9 protein-coding genes are annotated in these 14,883 nt (G+C 32.0%); 7 read left to right on the plus strand and 2 right to left on the minus strand.

Annotated elements, in window-relative coordinates:
* Positions 1-1,008 precede the first annotated feature (1,008 nt).
* Together udk and ptsI are read right to left on the minus strand one after the other, a co-directional pair.
* The gene (gene udk, locus ERCISPPS3390_RS02050) at positions 1,009-1,656 is read right to left on the minus strand and encodes a uridine kinase (RefSeq protein WP_197095185.1); all 648 of its coding nucleotides are present in this window, start codon (positions 1,654-1,656) and stop codon (positions 1,009-1,011) included.
* Positions 1,657-3,292: 1,636 nt separating this feature from the next.
* Positions 3,293-5,026, minus strand: a complete 1,734-nt coding sequence (gene ptsI / locus ERCISPPS3390_RS02055) for a phosphoenolpyruvate-protein phosphotransferase PtsI (RefSeq protein ID WP_197095401.1) — start codon at positions 5,024-5,026, stop codon at positions 3,293-3,295.
* A 1,611-nt stretch (positions 5,027-6,637) separates the two neighbouring features.
* Here ptsI and secE point away from each other — a divergent pair.
* From secE to rpoB, 7 genes are all read left to right on the plus strand, one after another.
* Complete coding sequence (secE, locus tag ERCISPPS3390_RS02060) at positions 6,638-7,024, plus strand: preprotein translocase subunit SecE (protein WP_197095186.1); 387 nt, start codon at positions 6,638-6,640, stop codon at positions 7,022-7,024.
* A 1-nt stretch (position 7,025) separates the two neighbouring features.
* Positions 7,026-7,571 (plus strand): transcription termination/antitermination protein NusG, encoded by a 546-nt coding sequence (gene nusG, locus ERCISPPS3390_RS02065; RefSeq protein ID WP_157989207.1) that lies wholly within the window; start codon positions 7,026-7,028, stop codon positions 7,569-7,571.
* Between the two features lie 326 nt (positions 7,572-7,897).
* A complete protein-coding gene (rplK, locus tag ERCISPPS3390_RS02070; protein WP_197095187.1) occupies positions 7,898-8,326 on the plus strand; it encodes a 50S ribosomal protein L11 in 429 nt (142 codons plus the stop codon).
* Between the two features lie 5 nt (positions 8,327-8,331).
* Positions 8,332-9,036 (plus strand): 50S ribosomal protein L1, encoded by a 705-nt coding sequence (rplA, locus tag ERCISPPS3390_RS02075; protein WP_197095188.1) that lies wholly within the window; start codon positions 8,332-8,334, stop codon positions 9,034-9,036.
* A 505-nt stretch (positions 9,037-9,541) separates the two neighbouring features.
* Positions 9,542-10,042, plus strand: a complete 501-nt coding sequence (rplJ, locus tag ERCISPPS3390_RS02080) for a 50S ribosomal protein L10 (RefSeq protein WP_197095189.1) — start codon at positions 9,542-9,544, stop codon at positions 10,040-10,042.
* Positions 10,043-10,122: 80 nt separating this feature from the next.
* The gene (gene rplL / locus ERCISPPS3390_RS02085) at positions 10,123-10,491 is read left to right on the plus strand and encodes a 50S ribosomal protein L7/L12 (RefSeq protein ID WP_197095190.1); all 369 of its coding nucleotides are present in this window, start codon (positions 10,123-10,125) and stop codon (positions 10,489-10,491) included.
* A gap of 320 nt (positions 10,492-10,811) precedes the next feature.
* Positions 10,812-14,840 (plus strand): DNA-directed RNA polymerase subunit beta, encoded by a 4,029-nt coding sequence (rpoB, locus tag ERCISPPS3390_RS02090; protein WP_197095191.1) that lies wholly within the window; start codon positions 10,812-10,814, stop codon positions 14,838-14,840.
* Positions 14,841-14,883 lie beyond the last annotated feature (43 nt).

The raw sequence follows: 14,883 nt of genomic DNA on the forward strand, positions 1-14,883 counted from the left end.
ACTACAAGTAGGTGCGCTCTTTTATGCTATATGATTTTATACATAGCTTCGAACATAATAACTTTATTATTATATGTTAAAAAATAAAGTTTATCATCACTCCTATCTGCCAAACCAAAAAATAAGCAAGTCAAGCGACAATAATAAAAGTATATAGATACTAAGATATAAATTAAAAATATATGGGATAATATTTATATTCATAAAAATATCAAAGCATCTAAGTTATCGATAAAACCGATAATGATTAAATAGCACTTTCATAAATCTCAATATCAGCCTCAAAATAAAATTTTGTTCTCTAAATATTAATAAAGATTAAAAATTTAATATCTTATTTTATTCTTATTTGTTAATTCTTTAACAGAATAAGTTGAGTTACAAGGAGATCAGATAGTTATTTGAATAATGGAGAAAAAATTGTTTAACCTATAAATTTATAGACCACTCAAACAGTTTAGTATTAATTTTAAAAACTATTCTATAATAAATAAAAAAATTTACATTAAATTATGTCTATAAAATTAAGCATACTACTAATTAGTGTTATTAATTTATAATATAATATTATTATAAATAGCAGATTCAGTTTTTAATAAAATTATAGAATTATATTATATAATAATAATTATATCTAAAATGATATATAAAATATATACAAAATTAATAACTAAAATAATTTGCTTCTTTTATTAGTTATCTGTGAAAAATATATGTTGATAGCACTTAAGAAAATAAGGATCTTATAATGATTGCTAATTATATATCCAATGTTCAATTTACCATAAAGGCAAAATAAAAATTATCATGAATTTTTAAGATTAGCAAAATAGTAGTTTTGTTTACTATCTAATCAGGTTTATATGATATCATATGTCATATTATATATATTGATATTTACTAGCGTATGTAGTCACATATTTCGATTTGGTGTAGCTTCAATTTACCAACATGATGACCAGCATTACATCAAAGATTAAATATAAAAAAATTAAGAGTATATTGCTTTTATTCAAAAAATTGATTAATTTTTGCTTTTAAAATGTCAATCGCAATACGATTCTTCCCTCCACGCGGTACAATAATATCAGCATATTGCTTACACGGTTCAATAAATTGCAAAAACATAGGGCGTACTGTTTTCTGGTATTGATCCATAACAGAATCTATAGAGCGCCCCCTTTCGTTTACATCACGTTTCATGCGTCGCATAAGACAAATGTCAAGAGAGGTATCCACGAAAATAGAAAAATTCATCTCTTGACGTAATTTTGCGTTTGTTAGTAACAAAATACCTTCTAAGATAATTACTTTTTTTGGTTTTAAATGTAGTGTTTTTTTTGTACGTGTATGTTCAACATAACTATAAACCGGTAAATCAATTGAATATCCTGATTTTAGCATTTGTAAGTGTTGTAAAAGTAGACTATGATCCATAGCGTTTGGATGGTCATAATTCGTTTTTACTCTTTCGGACATAGTTAGATGTCCCTGGTCTCTATAATAAGCGTCTTCAGGAATCACACCAATATTATCATCACCAAAACGATCTCTAACTTCATGATACAACGTACTAGCAATCAGACTTTTACCTGAGGCGGATGCGCCTGAGATGCCTACAATAACACACTGATGATGAGACGAATTTTCAACCATATTTAAACGACCTGCACTAGAAACAGCATAAAAAGGCACTATGAATATTTATAGATTGTACGATGCAGAAAATATCCATAAACCAGCCTAGGTATAAAAACCTAAGTGCAATTTGTCGCTATATTATACTAATGTATAGTAGTAATATACTACTAATAGTAATAATTTTTAGTAATTATATCGTTATTATTTAATAGGATTAATACAGTAGAACCTATACTAACCAGATAATAACATATATTCTAAGAATTTTATTTTTCTAAATTTAAATTTATTAACCTAAAGTAGTCGTATGATAATATATAAACGAAGATTCTGTTTAGTAAAAATAATCTAATTAAAGTGCATTATAATACTTAGTGATATATACTAATATAGTACTACAAAATACTTATTAATATTCACTCACTGAATCATTAACCGAAAATTATTGTTAACACTTATTTTTATTAATTTCAATCGTCAGTGTATATATTTGTCACTCTAAACCTTTTTAGTGGATAACCTATTAGAAATAATACATAAAAACTAGAGTAACATTACTAGTAAATTTTTAATGATCAGTAAATTGACAGATTCCAATCTCTCTCAACACTTAGCTGATATTTTATCTTTGATCATTAGTAAATAACAGAATTTTCTTTTTTTTTCGATGATCAAAATTGGTAAGATCGTCAAAGTACGATCTTACAGTCTAACTACCTTCTTTTTTAAAAAAGATTTATATTTTTTTAAAAAGATTTATATTTTGCAGTATATATTTAAGACTTATCTAAAATATTTTTATACAATATTTTTTATACAATTTTTTATTAATACCACCACTTAGTAAGTGTGCCTTACTTTAAAAGATTAAGCTACAGGATATTGGTAATCTGAAACAGAAGTGTACATATATAATATTTACATACCAGTTTGAAGAGATTACCCCCTAAGAGTAGTTAGTTTCTTTATGGTGCATCAAGTATTATGATGGCTAATTTTAACTAACCATATCATCTTATCAGAACCCTAGCCTATGCTAAAACTAAAAATATCCACTAAGTACTGCATTGATTAGTATAGATACTATCTGTGAGATGATTGGCATCATTAATAGATAAAAATATCTATTAATGAATTACGGATATCTCGAGTACTGTTAATAAAAACTTAGTAAAATACTATTCACAACCAAAGAACTGTTAAGGAATAGTGTAATGCTTAACACTAGATATTAAAATAAAATTATTGAATAAAAATTATTCAACTTTCTTTTTGTGCCTTCATAGTCTGCGTTAGACTAAAGTGAAGCGTAGATCGTATTCTTAATTGTCTTCAGAATATTTCAATAAATTACTCTGTCTTTTTACTGAAAATAATATGAGCAATAGTAAAATTTATTCTGAATTATACAAACACGACGATATGAACTCTATTATTAATAATATACGTGAATTTTATTGATAAATTCTTAAATTTTTATAAACTTTGTGCCAACAGAGTCCTAATAATTTAATTTTATTATGTAGTATGTCTAGTATTTAGATAATTTTATAAAATTTCTGGATCTCTAGAGAGATACTTGGATATAAGTTTTGTATGTGTTTTATTACTGTTGATTTATTGATTTATATCATATATATAAAAATATTTGTTATTCTAAAGTTAAGTTTTTTTCTTTAATAAATTTATTTACTATGTTGACTATTGCATCAGAAGTCGGCTCAATTAACGCTTGTTGTACTAATCTTCTGGTATCCTGAAAATGCACACTGCGAATAATTTTTTTTATGCGTGGAATAGAAATCGCGCTCATACTAAATTCATCTAACCCCATACCTAATAATAATAGCGTTGCTCGTGGATCCCCTGCTAGTTCACCACACATACCTGTCCACTTACCTTCATGATGAGAAGCATCAATTACTTGCTTAATTAACATTAAAACAGAAGGACATATGGGATTATATAAATGAGATATGAGATCATTGCCACGATCTACCGCTAAAGTATACTGCGTTAGGTCATTTGTTCCAATACTAAAGAAATCCACTTCTTTTGCTAAGTGACACGCAATTATTGCAGAGGCAGGGGTTTCTACCATAATACCAATCTCAATTTTGTTATTGAACTGAATGGATTCTCTATATAGTTGCTCTTTTAATTTTTGAAGCTCTTTTTTTAAAAAACGTACTTCTTCAACAGAAATTACCATAGGAAACATAATACGCAATTTACCAAAAATAGAGGCACGTAACATAGCGCGTAGTTGTGCATGAAGCACATCGATGCGGTCCATCGAAATACGAATAGCACGCCAACCAAGAAAAGGATTTGCCTCTTTTGGTAGATTCATATATGGTAAATCTTTATCACCACCGATATCCATGGTTCGTATTATTACACCACAAGAACCAACAGCTTCTACCACTGTTTTATAGACTTGAAACTGCTCCTCTTCACTAGGTAATGAATTACGATCCATAAATAAGCATTCAGTACGATACAATCCTACACCTTCTGCGCCATAACGCTTTACCCCTGAAACATCATGTATCATTCCAATATTGGCAGAAATTTGTACTTGATGATCATCAAGAGTAATCGCTGGTAATGAGTTCAGTTTTAATAACTCGTTTTTTTTGATATTGTGTTGATTGGCTAATTTTTTCAGCTCTTTAGTTTTCTCTGGGACTGGATTAATATATATTTGGTTGTTTATGCCATCTAAAATTAAGAAATCACCATCTTTAACTTTACGAGTAATATCTCCAGTACCAACAATAGCTGGTAACTCTAATGAGCGAGCCATAATTGAAGTATGAGAAGTCTGCCCTCCAAGATCAGTAATAAAACCCAGCACCTTTTTTAAGTTAATCTGAGCAATATCCGAGGGTGTTAAATCTTTAGCGATAAGTATAACTTCTTCATTAATAGCACTAAGATCAGTAATCTTCAACCCTAGAATATTTTTTAATAAACGTTGACCTATATCCAGCACATCAGATGCGCGCTCTCTAAGATAAGCATCCTCAAGATCCTCTAAGGCTTTTGCTTGAGCATTGATAACAGTATATACCGCAAAATCAGCAGTAACTAACTCATCTTTAATAAAAGAAATAATTTCCTGCTCAAGCTCCTCATCTTCTAGAAGCATAACGTGTCCTTCAAAGATCTCTGTTTTTCCTGATCCATGCACCTTATTAGCTTTCATTTTAATTATTTCAAGTTGCTCGTAAGATTTTTGTCGACCATGAATAAATCGTTGAATTTCACTATTAATTTGATCTAATGAGATTGTTTTTCTGTTGATTGCAATCTCTTCTTCTTTAAGGAGAAGAGCTTTCCCAAATGCTATCATTGGTGACGCAATAATACCTGAAATAATACCTGAAATCATAACTCTACCTTAAATTTATAAAACTTTATAAAAGAAATGACTGCATTAGTAATGCTGATATTGTAAAAGATACAGCAAGACAATCAATGAAAAATACTTAAAACATTGTTTTTATTGATACCAATCAGCAATCAAAATACTTATACTTAATAAGTATATAGCAAAGTATATGAAAGATTTTTAAATATTAATTTTATTTGTAAATTATTACCAGAACGGTAAGGATCTGTAATCCATCGTGCCTGATTTTATCTGATTAACCAACAGGACCAATACTCAAATCGTGAAAAATCATTGTTCTATAATATAAATGATTTTTTCAAGTAAAGTTATACATTGATGTCAGATACAATCTGAACTTTAGAGATTCATTACATGTTGACGAAGAACATATAGAGCATTTCTATACTATCATCATGCAAAGATTAAATACAATCTACCTCCATATAATCGACTAACTAAATATATTAAAATCACAGTCTTCAATGTAAGCTATATTTTTGTACACATTGTCAACTGAAGCCATTAATGCAGGAGAGGTGAGCATGAAACTCAAATCATTTTTCTGAAATAAGAGTATACTAGCTATACTTTGATGACTTGAAGACTTAATGATAACAGTGACAAAATATATCTAAACTAGATCAAAGGGGCATTAGATAAGAGTAATTATAAGTAATTATCATTTAAGAGGTTATAGGAGAATAATTAAAAATACTCTATAAAAAACGCTCCATTTTAATTCAACCTTATTACATCATACGTTATGATATATTAATAAATATCATAATAATTTTATTTATAGAATGACTATTTTAATTTCTATAGACTATAGCAGATATTATACTATCTACTAATATATAAATTAATCTCAATCGTGAATAAGTATAGAGAATGTTATCTAAGATTTTTATAATTTAGGTGCAATGCTACCATTGATGGCTATAATGATATTATCAATATACATAAAATTATAAATTATGTTTATCCATGAAGTATATTATATATAATATACTTCGGCTGCATCTATTTTATAATTTTTTAAAAATTGATATAATCAATAACTTATGTCTATTTTTATTTAAATTACCTTTGCGTATCTATTAAATTAAGCACATACAGCAGAACGCTAGTTCTTTCAAACCAGTACATACAATATATGAATTTTATTCACTATACTACCAAGGTAAGTTTATTTTATTTTCTCTTTCTTTTGTCTAATTTTATATGTAAATTAGTTTATTCATATATTATTTATAATTCCAAAAATTGACATTAAATATGAATAGGCTATATCTATAATTTATTCGGACTACGGAAGATATTAAATTTATAAAATGATTAATTAATTATATAAGATAATGATCTTAGATAAAAATTTGACGAACTGCTAATAAAGGAGCATTATTAAAATTCTTTTTTTAATCATAAAATTCGTCTACAATTATAAAAATATAAAAATAATTCTAACTTTATGCATTGATAATCCTTCGATCTAAAAAAAGGACTAGTACTAAAAAAATAATATTGAAAATATTCTGTATTTTATGAGTTTAATACTAGTTAAGTATTTTTATTTATTAAACGGTAGACTTGTTTATGAATGATAAAATAGAAGATACCCCAAAAAAAAAGAAGAGAATAGAGATTTGTAAGTGGTTAGGTGTACTACTATTAGTAGTGACGGCTGTTATCGGAAATGTTGTATATTATGACATATTATTTCCAATTCGCGTACTTGTAATTATATTATTGATGATAGTAGCAATCATCCTTGCGCTATTAACTATAAAAGGTAAAGCAGCATTAAATTTTACATATCAAGCTCACACTGAGATTCGTAAAATTATCTGGCCTACTCGTCAGGAAACTTTCCATACCACATTTATTGTTAGTGCAGTAACTGCTATAATGTCACTTATTTTATGGGGACTGGATAGTATCCTAGTCCGCTTGGTATCATTTATTACTGGCCTGAGGTTTTAAGATGTCGGAAGCCCCGCAAAAACGCTGGTACGTCATACAAGCGTTTTCCGGTTTTGAAAGTCGTGTAGCTCAATCATTACGCGAACATATTAAGTTGAATAATATGGAAAAATTATTTGGCGACATTATGGTGCCAACCGAAGAAGTAGTTGAGATCCGCCGAGGCCAGCGTCGAAAAAGTGAACGTAAGTTTTTCCCAGGATACGTGTTAGTTCAAATGATTATGCATGACGCTAGTTGGCATCTTGTGCGAAAAATACCACGAGTCATGGGGTTTATCGGTGGTACCTCTGATCATCCGGCGCCAATTAGTAATAAAGAAGTAAAAGCTATTGCTACTCTCTTGCAGAAAATTGGAGATAAACCACGCCCTAAAACATTATTTGAACCCGGTGAAATTGTGCGTGTCAATGACGGTCCATTTTCTGATTTTAATGGCGTGGTAGAAGAAGTTGATTACGAAAAAAGTCGTTTGAAAGTATCTGTATCTATATTTGGCCGAGCAACACCAGTAGAGTTAGATTTTGCTCAAGTAGAAAAAGGGTAAGAATTATAATAATCTATAATAATCCGATATTTTTTAAGACGCTGTCCACAAAACTCAATTATTATTTTTATCCCAGATGATAAGTATATCAACATTGCGAGAGTCATGTAATTGATATATTATCAAAAGAATCAAAAAGATTGTTATATATGTATGCATAAATATAAGTTACATATCATGTGATGTATAAATATAATTATATATAATAATATGTTATTATATAATATATATTATTTACATTATTATATTATATATTACATATCTGCGAAATAGTTATAGGAAGTTTACTGGGTTGAAAAAATTGTCACTCTATTCGAGGCATTACAATGGCTAAGAAAGTACAAGCCTACATTAAGCTGCAGGTTGCAGCTGGTATGGCAAATCCGAGCCCTCCAGTAGGTCCGGCTCTCGGTCAAAAAGGGGTTAACATTATGGAATTCTGTAAAGCATTTAATGCTAAAACAGAATCAATAGAAAAAGGGGTTCCGATTCCAGTTGTGATTACTGTTTACTCTGACCGTTCTTTTGTTTTTATTACTAAAACACCTCCTTCAGCAGTCTTGTTAAAGAAAGCAGCTGGTATAAAATCCGGATCTAGTCAATCGAAAAAAGATAAAGTTGGCACTTTATCACATGCTCAAATACGTCATATAGCAGAAACTAAAGCAGCGGATATGACTGGAGCTAATATTGAAGCAATGAGCCGTTCAATTTTAGGAACTGCTTATTCTATGGGGTTAGTGGTAGAGGAATAATAAAAATGACTAAGCTAACTAAACGTATGCGAATAATTCGCGAACGAATCCATTCTGCTCAATTATATGATATTAACCAAGCGTTGATTTTAATAAAAGAATTGGCGACTGCACGCTTTCTCGAGAGCATTGATGTGGCGGTAAACTTAGGGATTGATGCACGAAGATCCGATCAAAACATAAGAGGATATGTTATACTTCCACATGGTACTGGTCGTTTTGTACGAGTAGCAGTATTTGCTAATGGAGATAATGCTGTAGCTGCTAAATCCTCTGGCGCTGAAATTATTGGGATGGAAGATCTAGCAGAAAAGATCAAAAAAGGTGAATTAAACTTTGATGTTGTGATTGCATCTCCAGATTCAATGCATATCGTCAGCCAAGTAGGTCAGATCCTTGGACCGCGCGGTTTAATGCCAAACCCAAAAATAGGCACAGTCACGCCTAATGTTGGAGAAGCAGTCAAAAATGCTAAAATTGGTCAAATTAGTTACCGTAATGACAAAAATGGCATAATACATCTTACTATTGGTAAAGTAAGTTTTAGTGCAGAGCAATTAATTGATAACTTGGAATCTTTTCTTGTTTCGATAAAAAAATCCAAACCGCCTCAGGCGAAAGGAATTTTTATTAAAAAAATTAGTCTTTCTAGTACAATGGGCGCAAGTTTTACAATAAATCCAACAGGTTTTAAATCCTGTATAATTTAATATTTATATTCTAATATATCTTATTATTTTAATCTTAAATGGTTCAACTTGTATTTGCATTATGTCCATATAAAATATAAAGAACTATCTATTTAAATGATTATTCAACATTTTAACCTTACAGAAAGGAAATCATCATTGAGTCATATTCAATTTTATTATTATGTATTCTGGGTACGATAACTATAAAAAATATCGACCATATCAAAATCTTACTGATTCAAAGGATTATGTAGTTATAAATAAGTTAATATTACTTATAAAACTACATTAGAGTTTTATTAAAACACAAGTATTTCATTATATATTTTATATTTAAAAGCGAATATATTTATACCTGAGTTGTTTGTGCAATCTGTGAAAAATCAAAATAATTTTAACATATATTTTTACCTTAAATTCTTCTCATCATAATGTCTTATAATCAATGCGCTATGGCATGAATCAGTTAGGTAAAATATAAGTTTTCAAGGTAATCCAAGTTATCACCCAGGAGAACATACTAATGCCCTTGAATCTTCAAGACAAAAAAGAAATTGTTTCTGAAGTTACTAAAATAGCAAAAAGCGCATTATCTGCGGTAGTAGCAAATTCTCGTGGTGTAAATGTAGAGAAAATGACTAAACTACGGAAATCAGGCCGAGAAGCGGGGGTGCGTATGTGTGTCATACGTAATACTTTGTTACATCGTGCCATTATAGGAACAAAATTTGAGTGTCTAAAGAATGTCCTGATTGGGCCAACTTTAATTGCTTACTCGATGGATCATCCAGGGGCTGCAGCCCGTCTATTTAAAGATTTTTCTAAAACAAATATTAATTTCAAGATCAAAGCTGCGGCTTTTGATGGAGCACTAATTAGCTCAGATCACATTGATCGACTTGCGACTTTGCCAACTTACAATGAATCTATTCAGCAGCTTATGGCAACTATCCGAGAAGCGGCTGCTGGAAAACTAGTCCGCACTCTAGCTGCCGTGCGCGACCAAAAAAAGCAACTGCGATAGTTTAGTAAAAACTATCTTAATGAGCCTGTCGCAGTTTTACGCATCATATAATAAATTACTTTTGAATCTAGGAATATGAGATGTCACTCACTAAAGAGCAAATTATTGAAGGCATTGCAGATTTATCTGTAATGGAAATTATTGATTTAATCTCTGATATGGAAAAGAAATTTGGAGTATCAGCGGCTTCGTATACCATTTCAGGGCCTGCTGATGAAGCAGAAGATGTAGAAGAAAAAACTGAATTTGATGTAATACTTAAATCTATGGGTAGTAATAAAATTGCTGTTATAAAAGCAGTTAGAAGTGCCACTGGGTTGGGCCTAAAAGAAGCTAAAGATCTGGTAGAATCTGCGCCTACTACATTAAAAGAAGGAATTAGCAAAGAAGATTCAGAATCTTTGCAAAAAATACTAGAATCAGCCGGTGCATCAGTAGAAGTCAGATAAATACTATTGTAGATTATAGCATAACACAGTCTAGTCACTAGTTTTTCCTAAAGTATCAAATCTTTTGATAGATACAGTATAATGTTTATTATATTTTACATTTTAATCTAAAAGTAACCTTTTAATCTAAAAGTAAATTAATAGCTTGTGCTGATTAATAGCTAGAGATTAGAGATTCTGCTTATAATGATAATCTCTAAAGTAGATAGACGGAGATACTATCAAAAGACTATCTATCATCCGAATCATTCAACAGCATTCAAGAACTGTCCCCATGGACGGAGAAAAAGGTTCTATTTTTCAGCGAGCTGAGGAATCCTATGGTTTACTCCTATACCGAAAAAAAACGTATTCGTAAGGATTTTGGTAAGCGTCCACAAGTTTTGGACATTCCTTATCTCCTTTCTATCCAACTTAACTCGTTTCAGAAATTCATCGAGAAAGATCCAAAAGGTCAATACGGTCTAGAAGCAGCGTTTCGTTCCGTATTTCCAATTCAAAGCTATAGCGCTCATTCTGAACTACAGTATGTCAGTTATTGTTTGGGTGAACCTATTTTTGATGTAAAAGAATGTCAAATTCGTGGTATTACCTTCTGCGCTCCACTACGCGTAAAATTACGACTGGTAATCTATGAACGAGAAGCGCCAGTAGGTACCGTTAAAGACATAAAAGAACAAGAGGTATACATGGGTGAGATTCCACTTATGACTGCTAATGGCACTTTTATTATTAATGGTACAGAGCGGGTCATCGTATCCCAGCTTCATCGTAGCCCAGGTGTATTTTTCGATAGCGATAAAGGAAAAACACACTCTTCTGGTAAAGTATTGTACAATGCACGTATTATTCCATATCGTGGTTCTTGGTTAGATTTTGAATTTGATCCAAAAGATAATTTATTTGTTCGAATTGATCGACGCCGAAAACTTCCTGCAACTACTATTTTGAGAGCGCTAAATTATACTTCTGAGCAAATCTTAGATTTATTTTTTGAAAAAGTAGTATATCACATTTATGATAATAAATTACGGATGGAGTTAATTCCTGAGCGACTACGTGGTGAAACAGCAACTTTTGATATCAAATCACATAACACTGTATATGTTGAAAAAGGACGACGTATCACCGCACGTCATATTCGTCATTTAGAAAAGGATGGTATAACTAATATTCAAGTGCCAATTGATTATATTAATAATAAAGTTATTGCGCAAGACTATATCGATAAAGACACTGGTGAGATCCTGATTACAGCAAATACGCCCTTATCAATAGATTTATTGACAAAACTCAGAGAATCAGGGCATAAAACTATTAAAACTATTTTTACTAATGATCTTGATCACGGTCCGTATATTTCCGAAGTTATGCGAATTGACCCAACAATTGATCGCCTAAGTTCTCTATTAGAGATATATCGCATGATGCGTCCTGGTGAACCACCAACTCATGAAGCAGCGGAAAATTTATTTGAGAACTTATTTTTTTCAGAAGAGCGCTATGACCTATCTAAAGTAGGTCGTATGAAATTTAATCGCTCTCTGAATCGTAAAAATGTAGAGGGTCCCGGGGTCCTAAGTAAAGAAGATATCGTTCAGGTCATGCAAAAACTTATTGGAATCCGTAATGGCATTGGCGAAGTAGATGATATCGACCATCTCGGTAATCGTCGTATTCGCTCTGTTGGAGAAATGGCTGAAAATCAATTTCGTGTTGGCTTAATTCGTGTAGAACGAGCAGTAAAAGAACGCCTATCTTTGGGTGATCTCGATACGCTCATGCCTCAAGATATGATTAATGCAAAACCTATTTCTGCATCAGTAAAAGAATTTTTTGGATCTAGTCAGCTATCTCAGTTTATGGATCAGAATAATCCTTTGTCTGAAATTACACATAAACGTCGTATTTCTGCCTTAGGACCTGGAGGTTTGACACGTGAACGTGCAGGATTTGAAGTAAGAGATGTTCATCCAACTCATTACGGGCGTGTATGTCCTATTGAGACACCAGAGGGACCCAATATTGGCTTAATTAACTCTTTATCTGTCTATGCACAGACAAACGAATACGGTTTTTTAGAAACTCCTTACCGACGAGTTCATAATGGAATTGTGACAAATGACATTCATTATCTCTCAGCTATCGAGGAAGGCAACTACGTTATTGCACAGGCTAACACAAACCTCAATAAATTTGGTAAAATTATTGATGATTTAGTAACTTGCCGTAATAATGGAGAATCTAGCTTATTTAGTTCTGATCAGATTAATTATATGGATGTTTCTACCCAACAAATTGTTTCTGTTGGTGCTTCGCTAATACCATTTCTAGAGCACGATGACGCAAATCGTGCATTAATGGGTGCGAATATGCAACGTCAAGCAGTGCCTACTTTGCGCGCTGAAAAACCACTAATAGGTACCGGTATGGAGCGCGCTGTTGCTGTTGATTCCGGTGTAACTGCTGTAGCAAAACGTGGTGGTCTTGTTCAATATGTAGATGCTTCACGTATTGTTATTAAAGTTAATGACAATTCAATCTATTCAGACGAAGCTGGAATAGATATCTATAATCTTACTAAATATACACGATCTAATCAGAACACTTGTATCAATCAAATGCCATGTGTCAATCTTGGTGATATCATTGCACGCGGTGACGTACTTGCTGATGGTCCATCAACTGATCTTGGTGAGTTAGCTCTTGGTCAAAATATGCGCGTAGCTTTTATGCCATGGAACGGCTACAATTTCGAAGATTCCATATTAATCTCAGAACGTGTATTGCAGGATGATTGTTTTACCAGTATCCATATCCAAGAGTTATCCTGTATATCACGCGATACAAAACTAGGAGCAGAAGAAATCAGTGCTGATATCCCAAATGTAGGCGAAGCTGCACTGTCTAAGCTAGATGAATCTGGTATTGTTTACATTGGCGCTGAAGTCACCGGGGGTGATATTCTAGTCGGAAAAGTAACACCAAAAGGTGAAACTCAATTAACACCTGAAGAAAAGCTACTCCGTGCTATTTTTGGTGAAAAAGCATCTGATGTCAAAGACTCATCCCTGAGAGTACCTAATGGTGTATCAGGTACGGTAATTGATGTTCAAATTTTTACACGTGACGGAATAGAAAAAGATGAACGCACTTTAGATATTGAAGAAATACAAGTCAGGCATGTAAAGAAAGACTTAGCTGAAAAACTCAAGATCCTTGAAAAAAACTTATTTAACCGAATTTACTCTCTTCTTCTTTCCAATGGCATAGAAGCAGATACACTTCATAGCCTTCCCCGAACAAAATGGTTAGAAATCAACTTATCTGATAAAGATAGCAATAGTCAATTAATAAATCTTACTGACCAGTATCATGAGTTAAAGAACGAGTTTGAAAAAAGACTTAATGAAAAACGCCGAAAAATCACACAAGGGGATGATTTAGCGCCAGGAATATTAAAAATAGTTAAAGTATACTTAGCCGTAAAACGTCAAATTCAACCTGGTGATAAAATGGCTGGGCGTCATGGAAACAAAGGTGTAATTTCAAAAATTAATCCCATTGAAGATATGCCTTATGATGAAAATGGTATTCCGGTAGATATCGTCTTAAACCCATTGGGCGTACCATCGCGTATGAATATTGGCCAAATTCTTGAGACTCATCTTGGTATGGCTGCAAAAGGAATTGGAGAAAAAATCAATAAACTTCTAGAAAAAAAATCAGAAATCTCTAAATTACGTGAGTTTATGCAAATGGCCTACAATCTAGGTACTAATATACGCCAAACAGTCAACTTAAATAATTTTACAGATAACGAAATATTATCTTTAGCTAAAAATTTGAAAAAAGGTATGCCAATTGCTACCCCGGTATTCGATGGCGCTAAAGAGAGCGAAATCAAGGATCTCTTACAACTTGGCGGACTACCGTCTTCCGGTCAGATTACTTTATTTGATGGTCGTACTGGTGAAAAATTTGAACGTAAGGTTACTGTAGGGTACATGTATATGCTTAAACTCAACCATTTAGTAGATGATAAAATGCACGCACGTTCAACTGGATCATACAGTCTTGTAACACAACAACCCTTAGGTGGTAAAGCGCAATTTGGTGGTCAACGCTTTGGCGAGATGGAAGTGTGGGCATTAGAAGCATATGGTGCAGCATATACCTTACAGGAAATGCTAACTGTAAAATCTGACGATGTAAATGGTCGAACTAAAATGTATAGAAATATTGTCGATGGTAACCATCAGATGGAACCAGGTATGCCAGAATCATTCAACGTTCTCTTACAAGAAATCCGATCTCTAGGTATTAATATTGACCTAGAAGATGAGTAATTAACTTGGCATCTGCTGTACTGTTTACAGTGCGCTCATGGTT

The sequence above is a fragment of the Candidatus Erwinia haradaeae genome (assembly GCF_900698885.1).
Lineage (GTDB): Bacteria > Pseudomonadota > Gammaproteobacteria > Enterobacterales > Enterobacteriaceae > Erwinia_E > Erwinia_E haradaeae_H.

Coding starts and splice junctions, on each gene's coding strand:
- udk (WP_197095185.1), bottom strand. CDS start 1,656: ATGGTTGAAAATTCGTCTCATCATCAGTGTGTTATTGTAGGCATCTCA.
- secE (WP_197095186.1), top strand. CDS start 6,638: ATGAATGATAAAATAGAAGATACCCCAAAAAAAAAGAAGAGAATAGAG.
- nusG (WP_157989207.1), top strand. CDS start 7,026: ATGTCGGAAGCCCCGCAAAAACGCTGGTACGTCATACAAGCGTTTTCC.
- rplK (WP_197095187.1), top strand. CDS start 7,898: ATGGCTAAGAAAGTACAAGCCTACATTAAGCTGCAGGTTGCAGCTGGT.
- rplA (WP_197095188.1), top strand. CDS start 8,332: ATGACTAAGCTAACTAAACGTATGCGAATAATTCGCGAACGAATCCAT.
- rplJ (WP_197095189.1), top strand. CDS start 9,542: ATGCCCTTGAATCTTCAAGACAAAAAAGAAATTGTTTCTGAAGTTACT.
- rplL (WP_197095190.1), top strand. CDS start 10,123: ATGTCACTCACTAAAGAGCAAATTATTGAAGGCATTGCAGATTTATCT.
- rpoB (WP_197095191.1), top strand. CDS start 10,812: ATGGTTTACTCCTATACCGAAAAAAAACGTATTCGTAAGGATTTTGGT.